This is a genomic window from Microbacterium sp. zg-B96 (assembly GCF_030246865.1).
Lineage (GTDB): Bacteria > Actinomycetota > Actinomycetes > Actinomycetales > Microbacteriaceae > Microbacterium.
Window position 1 is genome coordinate 3,000,455 of sequence record NZ_CP126738.1, and the last position, 17,078, is coordinate 3,017,532.

Here is a 17,078-nt window from a genome sequence, read left to right on the forward strand (position 1 = left end):
GTCCCGCGTCGTTGCGGGAAGGAGTCGGAGGTGTCAGCGGCGGCGCTGCCAGGCGTTGGCGACGGCGGCGATCAGCAGCACGGTCCCGACGGCCATCTGCTGCAGGTAGCTCGAGACGCCCAGCAGATTGAGGGCGTTGGCGACGATCCCCAGCAGCAGCACGCCCAGCGCCGTGCCGATCATCGTGCCCTTGCCGCCGGCGAGCGCCGTGCCGCCGATGACGACGGCGGCCACTGCCTGCAGTTCGATCGTGAGCCCGGCGACGCCGGGGCTCGCGGCGGCGAGCCTGGCGAGCATCATGACTCCCGCGAGACCGGCCAGAGCGCCCATCAGCGTGTACAGCAACACCTTCGTCCGGGCCACGGCGATGCCGCTGAGCCGTGCGACGTCCTCGTTGCCGCCGATGGCGAAGGCATTGCGCCCGAACGAGGTGTACCGCAGGGTGAGGCCGAGCACGACACACACCGCGGCGGCGGCGATGAGCAGATACGGCACGCCCAGCACCGCGCCGTTGCCGAAGGTGTAGAGCGCTTCGCCGGCGGAGACGCTCATGCCGTTGAGGATGAACAGGGCCAGCCCGTCGAGCAGCGTCGCGGTGGCCAGTGTCGCCACGAACGGCGCGACGCTGGTGAAGGTGATCACGAGGCCGTTGACGAGGCCGATGGCGGATGCCGCGACCAGCCCGACGATGATCGCCATGCCCGTGTCCGCTCCCCCGGCGATGAGCTGGGCGACGAGGGCCATGGTGACCACGGCGTTGGATCCCATCGAGAAGTCGATGCCCCCGGCGATCATGAGCACCGTGAGCCCCGCCGCGATCACGGCGATGACGCTCACCTGCCGCAGCACGTTGACCAGGTTGTTGGCGGTGAGGAAGGCGTCGGAGCCGAACGTGGTGACCACGACCAGTACCAGCAGCACGGCGATGAGGCCGGCGTGACCGCCCAGCATCCACCAGGGCCGGGTGGCGCGGCGAGCGAGCACCGTCGCGGAGGTGAGGGGCTGCAGTTCAGTCATGCGAGGTGTCTCCTACGGTCAGGGCGACGAGCTGGTCACGGGAGGCGTCGGCCACATCGAGCACGGCCAGCACGCGACCCGCGCTGACCACCGCGATGCGGTCAGCGAGGCGCTGCACCTCGGCGACATCGGACGACGCAAGCAGCACGGCACTGCCGCCGGCGGCGAGGTCGTCGATGAGGCGGTGGATCTCGGCCTTCGCGGCGACGTCCACGCCGTTGGTGGGCTCTTCAAGGAAGCACACCCGCGGTGCGCTCTCGAGCCACTTGCCCAGCAGCACCTTCTGCTGGTTTCCGCCGGAGAGCTGCCCGACGGGCGGGTTGGCCTGCAGCGTCGTGACTCCGAATCGGGCGCGCAGGTCGGCGGCCCGCCTGCGCAGCGCGCCCCAGTTGACCAGCACCCGGCCCTGGGCGCGGTCCTGGGCCATCGTGATGTTCTCATCGACGGTGAGGCCGACGACCAACCCCTGGGAGAGACGATCGCCGGTGACGCAGCGCAGCCCGCTCGCCAGCGATCGGCGCACGCTCCGCCACGGCACGTCGACGCCGTCGACCCGCAGCGTGCCGGCATCCGGCGCCCGCAGCCCGGTGAGCGCGGCGAACAGGTCGCTCTGCCCATCGCCGGCCGGACCGAGCACGGCGACGACTTCCCCTGCTCGCACATCGATCGAGGCATCCTGCAGCCGGTGCCCCACGGTGAGTCCGTCGATGCGCAGCCGTTCCTCGCCCGGGGTGCGTTCCCGCGCGGGGCGCTCGGTGTCAACGTGCTCGCCCACCATGGCGTACACCAGCGATCCGATGTCGAGGTCATCGCGAGCCACCGTCAACCGCCGGCGGCCATCCCGCAGCACCGTGACCCGATCGGCGAGATCGAGGATCTCATCGAGATGGTGTGAGATGTAGACGACCGCGCGCCCCTGATCGCGCAGCCGCTTCACCAGGGCGCGCACCTGCATGGCGGCGGCACCGCCGAGCGAAGCCGTCGGCTCGTCCAGCACCAGCACGCGGCCGCCGCGGTGCACTTCGCGGGCAATCTCGACCATGGTCTGCTCGGCCGCCGTCAACGCCCCGGCGCGGCGGCGGGGGTCCACCTCGACCCCGACGGCCCGCAGCGCGGCTTGGGCTTCGCGCATCATCCGACCCCACGACACGACGCCGGCGACACGGGGCAAGTCCCCCAGGAAGAGATTCTCGGCGACAGTGAGCGAGCCGACGAGATCCCGCTTCTGCGGCACCGTTGCGATGCCGTGCTCCCGGGCGCGGCGCGGGGTCAGGCCGGTGAGCAGCTCCCCGTCGAACACCATGACACCGTCGTCGGGCACGTGCGCGCCGCTGATCACCCCGACGAGGGTCGACTTCCCGGCCCCGTTCATGCCCACCAGCGCATGCACCTCGCCCGCGACCACATCGAAGTCCACGTCTCGCAGCGCGGCCGCGCCGCCGAAGGACTTGTGGATGCCGGTCAGCGCGAGCAGGGGGCCCTGCGCGGCCTGAGGCCGCGCAGGGCGGTCAGTGGATGAATCCGGCACTGTGCTCCCTGCGCCATCGCAGTCTGCGCGGACGGCGTTCGTCCGCGAGGCAACCCCGGAGATGGGGTGCGTGCCGCCATCCTCCCCAGTGCACCGAAGCATAAGGAGGCATATATATGCATACATATGTTTCCGGTTTCGACGGCACCGATCGGGGCATGCGGCCACTACCGTGCTTGACGTGGCCGTGCGATGCAGCGCGGCTCCTCGCAAGGAAGCAGGAGAACATGTCCCAGCGCAGCATCCTCGTCGTCGGCGGCGGGATCGGCGGCCTGTCGGCCGCGATCGCCCTCCGTCAAGCCGGCAACCTCGTCACCGTGATCGAGAAACAGCCCGACGCGCACTCGTCGGTCTACGGCGTCGGGATCATCCAGCCCGCCAACGCCCTGCGAGCCCTCGACGCGATCGGCTGCGCCACCGCGTGCCTCGATTCCGGCTATAGCGCCGCCGCCTGGGGCAGCATGTACGACGTCGACGGCAACTTCCTGCGGGACATGCCCGGGACCCTGATCCCCGACTCGGACTTCCCCCCGATGAACGGGGTGACCCGCCCGCGGCTGCACGAGATCCTCACCTCGCGGGCGCTGGAGGTGGGCGTGCACGTGCGCTACTCCATGACCTTCGCCGCCCTTGAGCCGCACGACGACGGCGTGACCGTCGTGTTCTCGGACGAGACCTCAGAGACCTACGACGTGGTCGTGGGTGCCGACGGCGTGCGGTCGCAGGTGCGGCGGTACGTGCTGCCCACCGAGTTGACCCCCTATTACATCGGCCAGTCCGCCTATCGCGTGAACATCCCCCGCGAGCCCGAGATCGACCGGATCGTCCTGCAGGCGAGCGCCCACGGCATGGCCGGTTTCGTGCCGATCGGACCGGATCTTGCGTACTTCTTCTTTAACGCCGAGATGGCCCGCGACGCCCGCCCGCGGCAGGAGGATCTCGTCGAGGCGCTCATGGCGCACCTGGCACCGTTCGGCGGTCTCACCGGCCGCGTCCGCGACGCGCACATCTCCCGCGCCAAGCCCGAGGACATCGTGCTGCGACCGGAGGAGTCTCTCATCGCGCCCGGCCCATGGCACAAGGGGCGCATCGTGCTCATCGGCGATGCCGTGCACGCGGTGACCCCCCACCTCGGGCAGGGTGCGGCGCAGGCCATCGAGGACGGTGTCGTGCTGGCGGAGTCGCTGTCGGTGCGGGAGAACGTGGAGGATGCCTTCATCGCCTACACCGACCGCCGCTACGACCGGTGCAAGCTCGTCGTGGACACCTGTCTGGCGATCGCCGAGTGGGAGAAGGGGTTGCGGCCCGACTTCGACAACGTCAGCGCGACCAATCACGTGCTCAAGGTCCTGGCCGAGCCGTTCTGAACCACCGCGGACCCCGCCGGCGTGTGGCGCCTCCTCGCGTCGCAGGCAGGGTCCGCGGGCATCGATAGACTGCATTTCCCATGGCTGACCCGGTCGACCCTCTCCGTCGCGACGTCGCGGCAGCGTTACGCGAGCTGGCATGGACGATCCACCGCCGGGCGCCCGATCGCGCCGGAGTCGGCCCGATCCCGACCACGGAGATCGCCCTGCTCAAGCAGATCATCGATACGCCGGGCACGACCGTCGGTGACTTGGCGCAGAACCTGGGGCTGCGCCAGCCGAACGTGAGCGCGGCGCTGCGAGCCCTCATCCAGCGCGGCCTGGTGGTGCGGCGGCAATCCGACGCCGACCGACGCATCGCTCACATCGATGCCACAGCGGCAGGAATCGCGGAGCACCAGGCGATCTCCGCCGCGTGGGCCGCCCCGGTGCACGCGGCGCTCGGCGCGCTCGACCAGGAGCAGGTCGACGCCCTCGCCCGCGCGCGACCGGCCTTGGACGCGCTGCTGAAACTGCTCCGGCCGAGCGATGAGGAGACCATCGCCACCGAGTGAGGCTCACGTGCCGCCGGGCCCCTGTCAGCCACCTGGGCCGGCACGGCACCGGCCGCAACCCCTGGCGCCCGGCCGAGGTGTACCTCTACCGTCGAGCGTGAGTCGAGGCATCCGTCCCCCTCGACGCGAGGAGAAACCGTGGCGTACATCACCGTGGCGACCGAGAACTCTGCCGACATCGACCTCTACTACACCGATCAGGGCACCGGCCGGCCGGTCGTGCTGATCCACGGCTTCCCGTTGAACGGCGAGTCGTGGACCAAGCAGCAGGCGGCGCTGCTGGACGGCGGCTTCCGCGTGATCGCGTACGACCGCCGCGGCTTCGGCGCGTCGACCAAGGCAGGATCGGGCTACGACTTCGACACCCTCGCCGCCGACCTGCATGCGCTGATGGAAGAGCTGGAACTGGAGGATGCCGCCCTCGTCGGCTTCTCGATGGGCACCGGCGAGGTCGCCCGGTACCTCTCCCGGTACGGCGCCGGCCGGGTGTCGCAGGCGGCGTTCCTCGGCTCACTGGAGCCCTACCTGGCCATCACCGACGACAACCCCGACGGCGCGGCACCGGCGGCTTACTTCCAGGAGACCTCCGACGCCGTGCGCAAGGACCGGTACGCGTTCCTCACCGGCTTCTTCCACGACTTCTACAACCTCGACGACCTGCTCGGCGAGCGCGTCTCGCAAGAAGCCGTCGACGCGAGCGTCGCGGTGGCCAACCTCGCCGGCAACACCGCGATCGCCGCGGCGCCGCTGACCTGGCCGACCGACTTCCGCGCTGACATCGCGCAGATCGCGGTGCCGACTCTCATCGTGCACGGCACCGCCGACAACATCCTGCCCATCGACGCCACCGGCCGGCGCTTCCGGGAACTCCTGCCGGATGCCACCTACGTCGAGATCGAGGGCGCCCCGCACGGGATGCTGTGGACCCACGGCGACGAGGTCAACGAGACCCTGCTGGCGTTCCTCAACTCCTGACCGGCGCCTGGCGTCCCCGGACGAGGCGCGAGATCAGGTAGAGGATGCCGCCGACGGCGAGCAACACGGCGCCGAACAGCCAGACCTGCGCGCTCTGCTGGCTGAGCAGCAGCACGCACGATGCCGCTCCCAGCACCGGGACGAACGACCACACCCGGAAGTGATCGTGGTCGACCTTCTCGCGGCGCAGCACCAGCACGGCGATGTTGGTGCTGAGGAAGACGAACAGCAGCAGCAGCACGACGGTCTCGGCGAGGGTGGCCAGGTCCCCCACCAGCGCGAGCAGCATGGCGACCGCGGTGGTGGCGATGATCGCCACCCAGGGCGTGCGGCGGTTGGGGAGCACCTTGCCCAGCACCGGCGGCAGCAGCCCCTGCTCGGCCATGCCGAACGCGAGGCGGCTGGCCATGATCATCGTCAGCAGGGCGCCGTTGGCGACGGCGATGAGGGCGATGAGACTGAACAGGATCTCCGGGATCGGGACGCCGGTGGCCGCGACGACGTCCAGCAGCGGCGCGCTGGAGCCGGCGAGGTCCTCGGCGGGAAGGGCGATGGCACTGGCCAGGCCCACCAGCACGTACACGATCCCGGCGACGATGAGCGAACCGAACAGGGCCCGCGGGTACACCCGCGAGGGGGCGGTGACCTCCTCGACGATGTTCGCCGACGTCTCGAACCCGACGAACGAGTAGTAGGCGATGATGGCGCCGCCGAGCACGGCGAGGCCGGGCGAGGTGTCGGTGGGGAACTGGCCGACCCGCGAAAGGTCCCCACCGCCGGAGCCGAGCATGATCGCCACGGCGACGATCACGATGACCAGGCCGCTCAGTTCGAGGCACGTCATCACGAGGTTGGTGCGCATCGATTCACGGATGCCGCGGGCGTTCAGTGCCGCCACGAGCGCCAGGAACACGATCGCGGCGAGGGTCGGCGGCACGTCGATGAACCTCGTGAGGTAGTCACCGGCGAACGCCAGCGCAAGCCCCGCGGCGCTGACCACACCCGCGGCGAGCATGCTGAATCCCACCAGGAACGACACCGGCTTGACCTTGAACGCCCGCTCGGCGAACACCGCCGCCCCGCCGGCGCGCGGGTACTTGGTGACCAGCTCGGCGTAGGAGCCGGCCGTGAGCAGCGCGAGCAACAGCGCCACCAGCAGCGGCGCCCACAGCGCATCGCCGACCTCGGCCGACAGCACGCCCATGAGCGCGTAGATGCCCGCTCCCAGCACGTCGCCCAGGACGAACATGAACAGCAGCGGACCGGTGATCCCCCGCTTCAGCTTGTCCTGCGACCGGTGCGCCTCACGGATCTCTGCCATTTCGTCCTCCCCAATCCTCGGACCGGTCCGGCCGAGCCTCAGGCAGTGTAAGTCGCGGCCGGGATCTGATTCTCAGCTTGCGAAAGCGCGACGGAACTGCTTTCGGGCGCGCGCGGCGACCGCGGCCCGCTCGGACTCGTCGGTGCGGGCCAGTTCTCCGGCGAGCATCCCCACCGCGAGGGTGACATCGGCGGTCTCGACGTGCGCGCCGATGCGGCCGGCGGCGCGCTCGCGCACCAGCAGGCGGTCGACGAGCTCGCGGAAGCGCACGCCGACGGCCACCACATGCGGGTCGTGCCGGTTGCGCACGGTCAGATCGATCAGCGCTGTGGACACCACGGCCTGCTCGACGATCACGTCGAAGAGGTCCTCGATCGTGCGATCCTCCGGCGCGGTGTGCGCCTCGATCGCCGCGACGTTCTCCTCGAAGATGGCCGCCGCCAGCGCGGTGCGGTCCGGGAAGTGCCGGTACAGGCTTCCCTGCCCGACGCCGGCGCGCTTGGCCACGGCCGAGAACGGCGTCGCCAGACCGGTCTCGCTGAACACCTCGCGGGCTGCGCGCAGCAGCGCGAGCCGGTTCTCCGGTCCCGCCGCGCGCCCGCGGTTGGCCTTTCGCCGAGCTTCCCGTTCATCTTCCACGGGTATAACGTTATTACCGGACACACCTGTCCGGTAAGGGGATCACACCATGGCAACCACACCGCTCTCCGGGGATTCGGCCATCGCCGACTGGCTGGCCGACTCGGCCGGCCACGCGATCCTCACCGACATGCTGGCGCAGGGCGGGCAGAGCCCCGACGTGTTCAAGCCGGTCAAGCGCCTCGCGATCAAACGCCTCATCAAGCTCAGCCGCGGTTCGTTCACGCAGGAGATGCTCGATGAGCTCATCCGTCGCGCCACCGCCGGCGAAGTGCCCGTCGGCGTCACCCCGACCCCCGTGGAATCCGCCACCGAGACAGGCGACGCGCCCGCCGTGCCGCTGCGGGAGTGGACCGAGCGCCTCGACCAGGGCCGCTTCACCGGCCAGACCGTCATCGTCACCGGTGCCGGCTCCGGCATCGGCCGCGCCACCGCCTCGCGCATCGTCCGCGAAGGCGGCCGCGTCGTCGCCGTCGACGTCAGCCAGGAGCGCCTGGACGAGTTCGCCGCCGAGCACCCCGGCGCCGACATCACCGTGGTCGTCGCCGACATCACCGACGACGCCGGCATCACCCGAATCCTCGACGCAGCTGGTGGGACCATCGACGGCCTCGCGAACATCGCCGGCATCATGGACGACATGACGCCGATCGGCGAGGTCAGCGACGCCGTGTGGAACCGCGTCATCGCCATCAACGTCACCGGCACCATGAAGCTCATCCGCGCCGTGATCCCCACGATGCTCGCCCAGGGCGGCGGCTCGATCGTCAACACCGCCTCCGAGGCAGCGCTGCGCGGCTCCGCCGCCGGTGCCGCCTACACGGCGTCCAAGCACGCCGTCGTGGGCCTGACGAAGTCCACCGCGTTCATGTACGGCCCCAGCGGCATCCGCTGCAACGCCGTCGCCCCGGGCGCGACCATCACCAACATCGAGGCCACCTTCGCCTCGCCGCTGGGCGCCGAGCGTGTGCGCAACGCCATGGCGATCCTCCCCGACCCCGTCGAGGCTGACGCCTTGGCGGCATCCATCACCTTCCTGCTGAGCGACGACGGCGTGAACGTCAACGGCGTCACGCTCGCCAGCGATGGAGGATGGTCGGCTGCCTGACCCGAACGGGCGCCGATAGGCCCTGGGTGCGCGGTCGCGCGCCCAGGGCCATTTACTTGGCTCGCGCGCGCTACTGCGCAGCGGCGGGGTCGTTCGCCATCGCCACGAGCTGCTCGATCTGCTCCGGCGTGACCGGCAGCCCTGGGAAGCCTGCGAGCCGCCCGATGGGGAACGACGCCATCATCTTCTGCATCGCCTCGTCGGGCATGAGCGAACCCGCCCCCGAGCCCTGCAGCAGGCCACCCATCGCCTCCGTCACGATCGGGCCGGCCACCGGGTGCGCGAGCAGTTCCCCCACCGACGACGCCATCGTCAGCGGCAGCCGCACCTCGTCGCCGGCGACGGTGACGACCTGCGTACCTCGCACGTCCCGACTGGAGGCGGCCACCTCGACCCGGTAATCACCGCCTTCGACGACCCAGCCGTCCACGCGCAGGTCCCAGTGGGCCAGGTCCGCGCGCGGGATGACCAGCTCCACGTCACGGACCTCACCCGCATCCAGGGCGACCGAGGCGAAGGCCCGCAGCTCCCGCGGCGGACGCGGAACCGCCGAACCGGGGAGCGATGTGTAGACCTGCACGACCTCGCGGCCGGCCCGATCGCCGGTGTTGGTGACGGACACGGTGACGGCGAGGTCGCCATCGGTGGTGATGGATGCCACCGGCGCGCCGTACCGGAACGTCGTGTACGACAGCCCGTGGCCGAACGGGTAGGCCACCTCGGTGCCCCGCGCGTCGAATCCGCGGTAGCCGACGAGGATGCCCTCGCCGTAGCGGACGTGACCCGCCTCACCGGGAAAGTTGCCGAACGCGGGGGTGTCCGCCAGCCGCAGCGGAATCGTCTCGGTGAGCTTGCCCGACGGGTTGACGACGCCGAACAGCACGTCGGCGGTCGCCCCGCCGCCGGCCTGGCCCAGCAGCCACGCCTCGACGATCGCCGGCACCTGGTCGCGGAACGGCAGGGCGACCACTCCGCCGTGGGAGAGCACGACGACCGTGCGGGGGTTCGCGGCGACGACCGCGTCGAGCAGCTCCAGCTGGTCGGCAGGCAGGTCGATGTGCTCGCGGTCGAATCCCTCCGACTCCGCCGCCGCCGGCAGCCCCAGGAACAGCACCGCGGTGTCGGCGGATGCCGCGGCGGCGGCCGCCTCGGCCCGCAGCGCCGCGGCATCCGCTTCGGGGTCCGCGTCGCCGGTGAGGATGAACCCGGGTGCGAAGGCCACTTCCCCCGTGGCGAGTTCGCGGATCTCGGCGAGGGCGTTGTCCAGCCGGGTCGGGTTGATCAGCGACGACCCGGCGCCCTGGTAGCGGGGCGCGGCGGCGAACGCGCCGATCACGGCCAGTCGCGCGTCCGGCCGTAGCGGCAGCAGGTCGTCGTCGTTCTTCAGCAGCACGATCGAGCGGCCCGCCGCCTCCCGGGCGAGTGCGTGGTGGGCGTCGATGTCCAGCGGACCGGTCGCGGCGGGCCGGCGGCCGGCTTTGGCCACCAGATCGATCACCCGCTGCGCGGCGGTGTCCAGCGCCGCTTCGGCGAGCGTGCCGCCCCGGACGGCGGCGACCAGCTGCGCGTCGGTGCGCCCACCGCTGGCGGGCATCTCCAGATCCAGCCCCGCCGGCAGCCCCACGACGCGATCCTCGACGGCGCCCCAGTCCGAGACGACGAGGCCCTCGAAGCCCCACTCCTCGCGCAGCACCCGCGTGAGCAGCCACGGATCCTGCGACGCGTAGACGCCGTTGATCCGGTTGTACGCACACATCACCGTCCACGGCCGCGCCTGCTGCACGACCCGCTGGAAGCCGCGCAGGTAGATCTCCCGCAGCGGCCGCGGGTCGACGTCGGCGCTGACCCGCAGCCGGTCGGTCTCCTGGTTGTTGGCGGCGAAGTGCTTCAGCGACGCACCGACGCCGCGGGACTGGACGCCGCGCACCGCGGCCGCGCCGAGCACCCCCGACACCAGCGGGTCCTCGGAGTAGTACTCGAAGTTGCGGCCACACAGCGGCATCCGCTTGATGTTGATGCCGGGGCCGAGCACGACCGCCACGTCCTCGATGGCCGCCTCGAGCCCGATCGCCGCGCCCACCCGCTCCACCAGCTCCGGGTCGAACGAGGAACCCAGCCCCACGGCGGGCGGGAAGCACGTCGCCGGCACGCTGGCGCCCAACCCCAGGTGGTCGGTCGCCCCGGTCTGCTTGCGCAGGCCGTGCGGGCCGTCGGTCATCATGATCGACGGGATGCCGGCGCTGTCGACGGCTTTCGTTGTCCAGAAGTCGGCGCCGCTGGTCAGCGAGGCTTTCTGCTCGAGGGTGAGTTCGGATGCTGGCGGAAGCGACTGCGCTGTCATGGGCACACCATATGTCACCCGGTTCGCAGCGGCGAGTGCCGGGCGGTTTACGCTTCAGCCATGAACGAACCCCCCGTCGTCACCACCGCAGCAGGCGCCGTGCGCGGGGTCTGGCGGGAGGATGCCGGCGCCGCGTCGGCGGCCTTCCTCGGCATCCCCTTCGCCCAGCCGCCCACCGGCGACCTGCGTTTCGCCGCGCCGGTGCCGGTGTCGCCGTGGCAGGGCGTCCGCGATGCCACCGCGTACGGCGCCACCCCGCACCGCAACGCCGAGGGCATCACGCTCATCCCGGAGCCGTCGATCCCGGGCGAGTCGACCCTGAACGTCAACGTGTTCACCCCGCGGCCGGCCGACTCGGCCGCCCGGCTGCCGGTGCTGGTCTACATCCACGGCGGCGGGTTCACCTCGGGGTCGCCGGCGAGCCCTTGGTACGACGGGCGGGCGTTCAACCGCGACGGGGTGGTGACGGTCACGGTGTCGTACCGGCTCGGCTTCGACGGTTTCGGGGCGATCGAGGGCGCGCCGTCCAACCGCGGCGTCCGGGACTGGCTGGCCGGGCTGGAGTGGGTGCGGCAGAACATCGCCGCGTTCGGCGGCGACCCGGAGCGCGTCACGATCGCCGGGCAGTCCGCCGGCGGCGGCGCGGTGCTGACGCTGCTGGGGATGCCCGCCGCCCAGCACCTCTTCCGCTCGGCGATCGCCCTGTCCGCCGCGATCGCCGACGTGCGGCCGCCGCGCGCCGCCCGGGCGGCCCGGCGACTGGCCACCCTGGCCGGGGTGCCCGCCACCCGCGCCGGCTTCGCCTCGATGCCGGAGGAGCGGCTGTCCGCCCTGCAGGAAGCGGCGGGCAGGCCCGAGACAGCGGGCAGGCTTGCGCCGGTGCGGGACCTGCTCGACCAGGGGCCGCCTTGGGGGCCGCTGGTCGACGGCGATCTGCTGCCGCAGCCGACCCTCAAGGCGCTGGCCGCCGGTGTCGGCGCCGACAAACCTCTCGTGATCGGCGCGACCGACGACGAGTTCACCGGCGTCACCGAGGGACTGCACAAGACGCTGCGGTTCGTCCCGGCATCCATCGCGCTCGGCCTGGTGCTGCCGGACCGGGTGACGCGCCGCGGCTACCTCGCCGCGAACCGGCCGCAGCGCCGGCTCGGCACCGCGGCGGTGCTCGGCCGGTTCGTCACCGACCGGATTTTCCGCTCCCTCGTGCTGCGGGTGGCCCAGGCACGAGCGACCGCGTCCGCGCCGACGTGGGTGTACCGGTTCTCGTGGGTCTCCCCCACCAAGCACTGGGCGATGCACTGCGTCGACGTGCCGTTCTGGTTCGACTGCCTCGACGCCGACGGGGTCGCCGCGATAGCCGGCGACGCGCCGCCGCGCGCCCTGGCCGACGCGGTGCACGGCTCGGCGGTCGCCTTCCTCCGCGAGGGCGACCCCGGCTGGACGCCGTGGACGTCGCAGCCGGGAGCCACCCGGGTGTTCGGCGGTGCGGCATCTGCCCCCGACGTGATCGCCGACGGGTACGCCGGCGCGCGCGCGCTGGTCAGCTGAGCGCGGGCATCACTTCGCGCTCGAACAGCTCCACGCCGGAGCGGTCGTACGCCATCTCCGGGAAGTAGTGGATGGCGTAACCCAGCCCCCGGTCGCGCATGTCCTGCAGCCGCTCGATCGCCTGCGCCGGCGTGCCGACCAGGGCCCGGTCGGAGTGGTAGTCGGCCATGAACCCTTCGGTCGCGTCGCCGAGGAACGGGGCCACCCGCGCCTGGATCGCCGCGAGCCGGTCGGCGACCTCGGCTTCGGTCGCGCCGATCACGGTGTTGAAGTTGGCCGACAGCACGATCTCGGCCGGGTCGCGGCCGATGTCGGCGCAGTGGGCTTCGAGGATCTGCTTCTTGTGGCTGAACTCCGCCGGCACGCTGGACCAGTTGGTGTACTGCGCGTGCTCCGCGGCGATGCGGAGGGTCTTCTTCTCGCCGCCGCCGGCGATCCACAGCGGGATGCCGCCGGCCTGGCGCGGCAGCGGCTGCACGATCGCGCCATCGAGCTGGTAGTGCTCGCCGTCGAGGGTCGCCTGTCCGGTGGTCCACGCCTGCCGCATGATGTCGACGCCCTCGGCGAGCATCTTCAGCCGCTGGCCGATGCCGGGGAACCCGTAGCCGTAGGCACGCCACTCGTGCTCGTACCAGCCGGCGCCGATGCCCATCTCGACCCGTCCGGCCGAGACGTGGTCGACGGTCGCGGCGACCTTGGCGAGGTAGGCGGGGTTGCGGTACCCCATGCACGTGCACATCTGGCCGAGCCGGATGCGGCTGGTCGACGCGGCGAACGCAGCCATCAGGGTCCACGCCTCGTGGGTGGCCTCGTCACTCGGGACCGGGACGGTGTGGAAGTGGTCGTACACCCAGAGGGACTCCCAGTGCGCGGCATCCGCCTGCTGGGCGAGGCTCCGCATGAGGGGCCATTGGTCGGCCGGGTCGATGCCGACGAGGTCGTGACGCCAGCCCTGGGGGAGGAAAGTTCCGAATCGCATGCGGTCAGCCTACGGATTCCACGGGCCCTGGCTGCAACGTTTCAGTGCGGTGGATCGTGGCGTGCGGCATCCGCGTGCGCATGATCTCGATGGCCTCGGTGTTGGCGTCCACCAGCACCGCGTCGCGGCCGAGTGCAGACGCGACTGCGCCGGTGGTGCCGCTGCCGGCGAAGAGATCCAGCACCCGGTCGCCGGGGCGGCTGGAGGCCTGCACGATGCGCCGCAGGATGCCCTCGGGCTTCTGCGTCGGGTAGCCGGTCTTCTCCCGTCCCGAGGTCGGCACGATGGTGTGCCACCACACGTCGGTGGGGAGCTTGCCGCGTGCCGCCTTCTCGGGGGTCACCAGCCCGGGGGCCATGTAGGGCTCGCGGTCCACGGCGGTGGAGTCGAAGTGGTAGCCGCGCGGATCCTTGACGTACACGAGGATCGTGTCGTGCTTGGTGGGCCAGCGGCTGCGGCTCTTGGCGCCGTAGTCGTAGGCCCAGATCAGCTCGTTGAGGAACCGGTCCCGTCCGACGAGGGCGTCCAGCAGCACCTTGGCGTAGTGGGCCTCGCGGTAATCCAGGTGCAGGTACAGCGTGCCGTCGTCGGCGAGCAGACGCCACGCTTCGGCGAGGCGGGGCTCGAGGAAGTCCCAGTAGTTCTCGAACCGGTCGTCGTAGCGGCTGAGGTCGCCGCGCAGGCGCGAGTATTCGCGACCGCGGAATCCGGTCTTCACCGGATCGGCGTCGGAATTCAGCCTCAGCGGCGCAGATCCCCCGTTTTCGGCCGGTTCGTCGCTCTCCGGCTGAATTCTGACGGCGGATTCGACGGCACGCTTCTGCGTGCGGCCGGTGTTGAACGGCGGGTCGAGGTAGATGAGGGTGAAGGAGCCGTCGTCGAGGGTCCGCGCGACGGAGAGGTTGTCGCCGTGGTGGATGTCGACGCGGCCTGGTTGCTCGCCTGCGCCGATCACGGAACCCGGTGCAGCCACGCGTCGGTGGCGAACTTGGACTGCACGAGGGCCTCGGCTTCGGCGTACTCGTCCTCGGTGATCTGCCCCTCGGTCGCGCCGTACAGGTTGGCGAAGGTGGTCTTGAACCGCTCGATGATCTCCTCCCGCGGCAGGCCGGTCTGGCTGCGCAGCGGATCGACACGCTTGGCGGCAGAGGCGGTGCCCTTGTCGCTGAGCTTCTCGCGGCCGATGCGCAGCACCTCGGTCAGCACCTGCCCGTCCATGTCGTAGCTGAGGCTCGCGTGGTGCAGCACCCCACCGTTGGCGAGGCGCTTCTGCGCCGCCCCGCCGATCTTGCCCTGGGGGGAGGAGATGTCGTTGAGCGGCTTGTAGGTGGCGTCGATGCCCAGCGACCGCAGCGCCTGCAGGGCCCAGTCGTCGAGGAACGCGTACGAATCCGCGAAGGTCATGCCGGCGACGAGGGATGCCGGCACGTACAGCGAGTACGTGATGATCCACTCCGCGGAGATCAGCATGGCCCCGCCGCCGGAGATGCGACGCACGACCTCGAAGCCGTGCTTGGCGGCCCCCTCGGGGTCGACCTCGTTGCGGTACGACTGGAACGAGCCGATCACGACGGCGGACGAGTCCCACGTCCAGATGCGCATGGTGGGCTTGCGGCGGCCGTCGCCCACCCGGGCGGTGAGGACCTCGTCCAGGGCCAGGTTCATGTGCGGCGACAGCGGCCGGTCGTGCACGATCTCCCACTCGAAGTCGCGCCAGCCGGGTGCGGTCACCAGCGCCCGCCGCACGGCGGTGCCGACCGATTCGGGGGTGAATCCCAGTAACTGCGCGCCGGCGGGAAGTGCCGAGCGCACGGCCGCCGCGATCGTGGCCACGTCGGCCTCGACGGGAAGCCCCGTAACGGCGGCGTTTATGTCGGCCAAAGCGTCATCGGGCTCGAGGAAGAAGTCCCCCGCGAGGCGGAAGTCGGTGATCAGCCCCTCGTCGACTTCGAGATCGACGACGACGAGTTTGCCGCCTGGAACCTTGTACTCACCGTGCATGCGTCAACCCTACGGGCCCCGCTGATAGACTGGGGGAAGCGGCCACGTGCCGCTACGTCGTCGTCACGACTCCCCGATCCAGGTCGCGGCATCTTTTCGAACGGCGAACCGAAGCGCGAATCCGCGCCGTCGCCATACCGCACCCGAGACCTTCACGACTTCTCCGTGCGCCCTGCCCGAAAGCACTTCCATGTCTTCTTCTTTCCTGTCCCTCGGCGTGCCCGAGAAACTCGCCCAGGTGCTTGCCGCCGAAGGCAAGACCGAGGCGTTCGCCATTCAGCGCGACACCCTCCCCGACTCCCTCGCCGGGCGTGACGTGCTCGGCCGCGGCCGCACCGGCAGCGGCAAGACCATCGCCTTCGCCCTTCCCATGGTCGCCCGCCTCTCCGGCGCCGCAGCGTCGGGCCGTCGCCCCGGTCGCCCCCGCGGCCTGGTGCTGGCCCCGACCCGCGAGCTCGCCACGCAGATCGCCGCGGTCATCGCACCGCTGGCAAACGCCGTGGGCCTGACCGTCACCACGATCTTCGGTGGCGTCAGCCAGCGCCCGCAGGAGCAGGCGCTCGGTCGCGGCGTCGACATCGTCGTGGCCTGCCCCGGCCGCCTCGAGGACCTCATGAAGCAGAAGGTCGTCGACCTCTCCGCCGTGGAGATCGCCGTGCTGGACGAGGCCGACCACATGGCCGACCTGGGCTTCCTGCCCGGTGTCACCCGCATCCTCGCCGCCACGCCCGCCGGTGGTCAGCGTCTGCTGTTCAGCGCGACGCTGGACCGCGGCGTCGACGGCCTGGTGCGCAAGTTCCTGCGCGACGAGGTGCGTCACGAGGTCGACGAGTCCAGCGTGCCGCAGGGCGTCATGACCCACCGCGTGTTCGTGGTGCACGGCACCGACGACAAGACCGCTCTGGTGCGTCACCTCGCGTCCGGCCGTGGCCGCCGCATCCTCTTCACCCGCACCAAGCACCAGGCAAAGAAGCTCGCCAAGCAGCTGACCGCGTCGGGCATCCCGGCGGTCGACCTGCACGGCAACCTGTCGCAGGGTGCTCGTGACCGCAACCTCGCCTCATTCGGCGCGGAGCTGTCCAAGGGCGGCGTCCGCGTCCTGGTCGCCACCGACGTCGCAGCCCGCGGCGTGCACGTGGACGACGTCGAACTCGTCGTGCACGTCGACCCGCCCATGGAGCACAAGGCGTACCTGCACCGCTCGGGCCGCACCGCCCGCGCCGGCGCCGAGGGCGTCGTCGTGACGGTGGCCCTGCACGCCCAGCGCAGCGAAGTGAAGGACCTGCTGCGCAAGGCCCAGGTGGCCGCCGCGCTCGAGGCCGTCACGCCGCACGGCTCCGAAGTGTCCGTTCTCGTCGGCGAGCCCGCCGATCACGTCACCCCCGCACCCGAGGCCCCCGCCCAGCGCGGCGGCGGCGGTGGCGGTGGCGGCCAGCGCGGCGGCGGTCGGTCGGAGCGCCCCGAGCGTTCCGGCGCCGGTGGCGGCGGTGCCCGCCGTGGCGGTGGCGGACGTGGCCGTGACGGTCAGGGGTCGGGTCAGGGCGCACCTCGTGCGGCCGGCGCCCCGGCATCCGCTCGTCCTGCGCAGCGCGCCTCGCGCCCGACCACCGGCAGCACGGTCGCGGACATCCGCGCCACCGCCGGCACAGGTCGCGGTCGCGGCTCACGCCGCGCCAACGGCTGACCCCTCACGCCCCAAA

General features: G+C 71.2%; 14 protein-coding genes. 6 read left to right on the forward strand and 8 right to left on the reverse strand.

The annotated features are described in order from the left end of the window. Positions 1-33 precede the first annotated feature (33 nt). Positions 34-1,017: an ABC transporter permease gene (locus tag QNO11_RS14255; protein ID WP_257507607.1), complete on the reverse strand. Its 984-nt coding sequence runs from the start codon at positions 1,015-1,017 to the stop codon at positions 34-36. Continuing rightward, the gene (locus tag QNO11_RS14260; RefSeq protein ID WP_257507606.1) at positions 1,010-2,545 is read right to left on the reverse strand and encodes a sugar ABC transporter ATP-binding protein; all 1,536 of its coding nucleotides are present in this window, start codon (positions 2,543-2,545) and stop codon (positions 1,010-1,012) included. The genes QNO11_RS14255 and QNO11_RS14260 overlap by 8 nt, the downstream gene beginning before the upstream one ends. A gap of 227 nt (positions 2,546-2,772) precedes the next feature. On the opposite strand from QNO11_RS14260, the gene QNO11_RS14265 reads away from it, so the two are divergent. The 3 genes from QNO11_RS14265 (at position 2,773) to QNO11_RS14275 (ending at position 5,441) form a co-directional block, all read left to right on the forward strand. Next, positions 2,773-3,912, forward strand: a complete 1,140-nt coding sequence (locus QNO11_RS14265; protein WP_257507605.1) for an FAD-dependent oxidoreductase — start codon at positions 2,773-2,775, stop codon at positions 3,910-3,912. A gap of 80 nt (positions 3,913-3,992) precedes the next feature. Continuing rightward, a complete protein-coding gene (locus QNO11_RS14270) occupies positions 3,993-4,466 on the forward strand; it encodes a MarR family winged helix-turn-helix transcriptional regulator (RefSeq protein WP_257507604.1) in 474 nt (157 codons plus the stop codon). Positions 4,467-4,604: 138 nt separating this feature from the next. Further along, entirely contained in the window at positions 4,605-5,441 is an 837-nt protein-coding gene (locus QNO11_RS14275) for an alpha/beta fold hydrolase (protein ID WP_257507603.1), read from the forward strand. On the opposite strand, the gene QNO11_RS14280 is transcribed toward QNO11_RS14275, so the two are convergent. Beyond that, a complete protein-coding gene (locus QNO11_RS14280) occupies positions 5,431-6,762 on the reverse strand; it encodes an APC family permease (protein WP_257507602.1) in 1,332 nt (443 codons plus the stop codon). The two genes, QNO11_RS14275 and QNO11_RS14280, sit on opposite strands and share 11 nt — an antisense overlap. Positions 6,763-6,834: 72 nt before the next feature. Next, complete coding sequence (locus tag QNO11_RS14285; RefSeq protein ID WP_285169409.1) at positions 6,835-7,425, reverse strand: TetR family transcriptional regulator; 591 nt, start codon at positions 7,423-7,425, stop codon at positions 6,835-6,837. 25 nt (positions 7,426-7,450) lie between these two features. Between QNO11_RS14285 and QNO11_RS14290 the strand changes: the two genes are divergently transcribed. After that, entirely contained in the window at positions 7,451-8,509 is a 1,059-nt protein-coding gene (locus QNO11_RS14290; RefSeq protein ID WP_257507600.1) for an SDR family NAD(P)-dependent oxidoreductase, read from the forward strand. Between the two features lie 70 nt (positions 8,510-8,579). Here QNO11_RS14290 and QNO11_RS14295 read toward each other — a convergent pair whose 3' ends face one another. Further along, positions 8,580-10,850: a glycoside hydrolase family 3 C-terminal domain-containing protein gene (locus QNO11_RS14295; RefSeq protein ID WP_285169411.1), complete on the reverse strand. Its 2,271-nt coding sequence runs from the start codon at positions 10,848-10,850 to the stop codon at positions 8,580-8,582. Positions 10,851-10,910: 60 nt separating this feature from the next. Between QNO11_RS14295 and QNO11_RS14300 the strand changes: the two genes are divergently transcribed. Next, complete coding sequence (locus QNO11_RS14300) at positions 10,911-12,398, forward strand: carboxylesterase/lipase family protein (protein WP_257507598.1); 1,488 nt, start codon at positions 10,911-10,913, stop codon at positions 12,396-12,398. Here QNO11_RS14300 and QNO11_RS14305 read toward each other — a convergent pair. Genes QNO11_RS14305 through lplAB form a run of 3 tightly spaced genes read right to left on the reverse strand, consistent with a single transcriptional unit; the run spans position 12,391 to position 15,378 of the window. After that, on the reverse strand, positions 12,391-13,377 hold the full coding sequence (locus QNO11_RS14305) for an LLM class F420-dependent oxidoreductase (protein WP_257507597.1): 987 nt from the start codon (positions 13,375-13,377) through the stop codon (positions 12,391-12,393). The two genes, QNO11_RS14300 and QNO11_RS14305, sit on opposite strands and share 8 nt — an antisense overlap. A 4-nt stretch (positions 13,378-13,381) precedes the next feature. Next, positions 13,382-14,350: a DNA-methyltransferase gene (locus QNO11_RS14310; protein ID WP_374113779.1), complete on the reverse strand. Its 969-nt coding sequence runs from the start codon at positions 14,348-14,350 to the stop codon at positions 13,382-13,384. Further along, complete coding sequence (lplAB, locus tag QNO11_RS14315; RefSeq protein ID WP_257507596.1) at positions 14,329-15,378, reverse strand: lipoate-protein ligase LplAB; 1,050 nt, start codon at positions 15,376-15,378, stop codon at positions 14,329-14,331. The genes QNO11_RS14310 and lplAB overlap by 22 nt, the downstream gene beginning before the upstream one ends. 190 nt (positions 15,379-15,568) lie before the next feature. Here lplAB and QNO11_RS14320 point away from each other — a divergent pair, with 190 nt between their 5' ends. Then, positions 15,569-17,062: a DEAD/DEAH box helicase gene (locus QNO11_RS14320; protein WP_257507595.1), complete on the forward strand. Its 1,494-nt coding sequence runs from the start codon at positions 15,569-15,571 to the stop codon at positions 17,060-17,062. Positions 17,063-17,078: the final 16 nt, after the last annotated feature.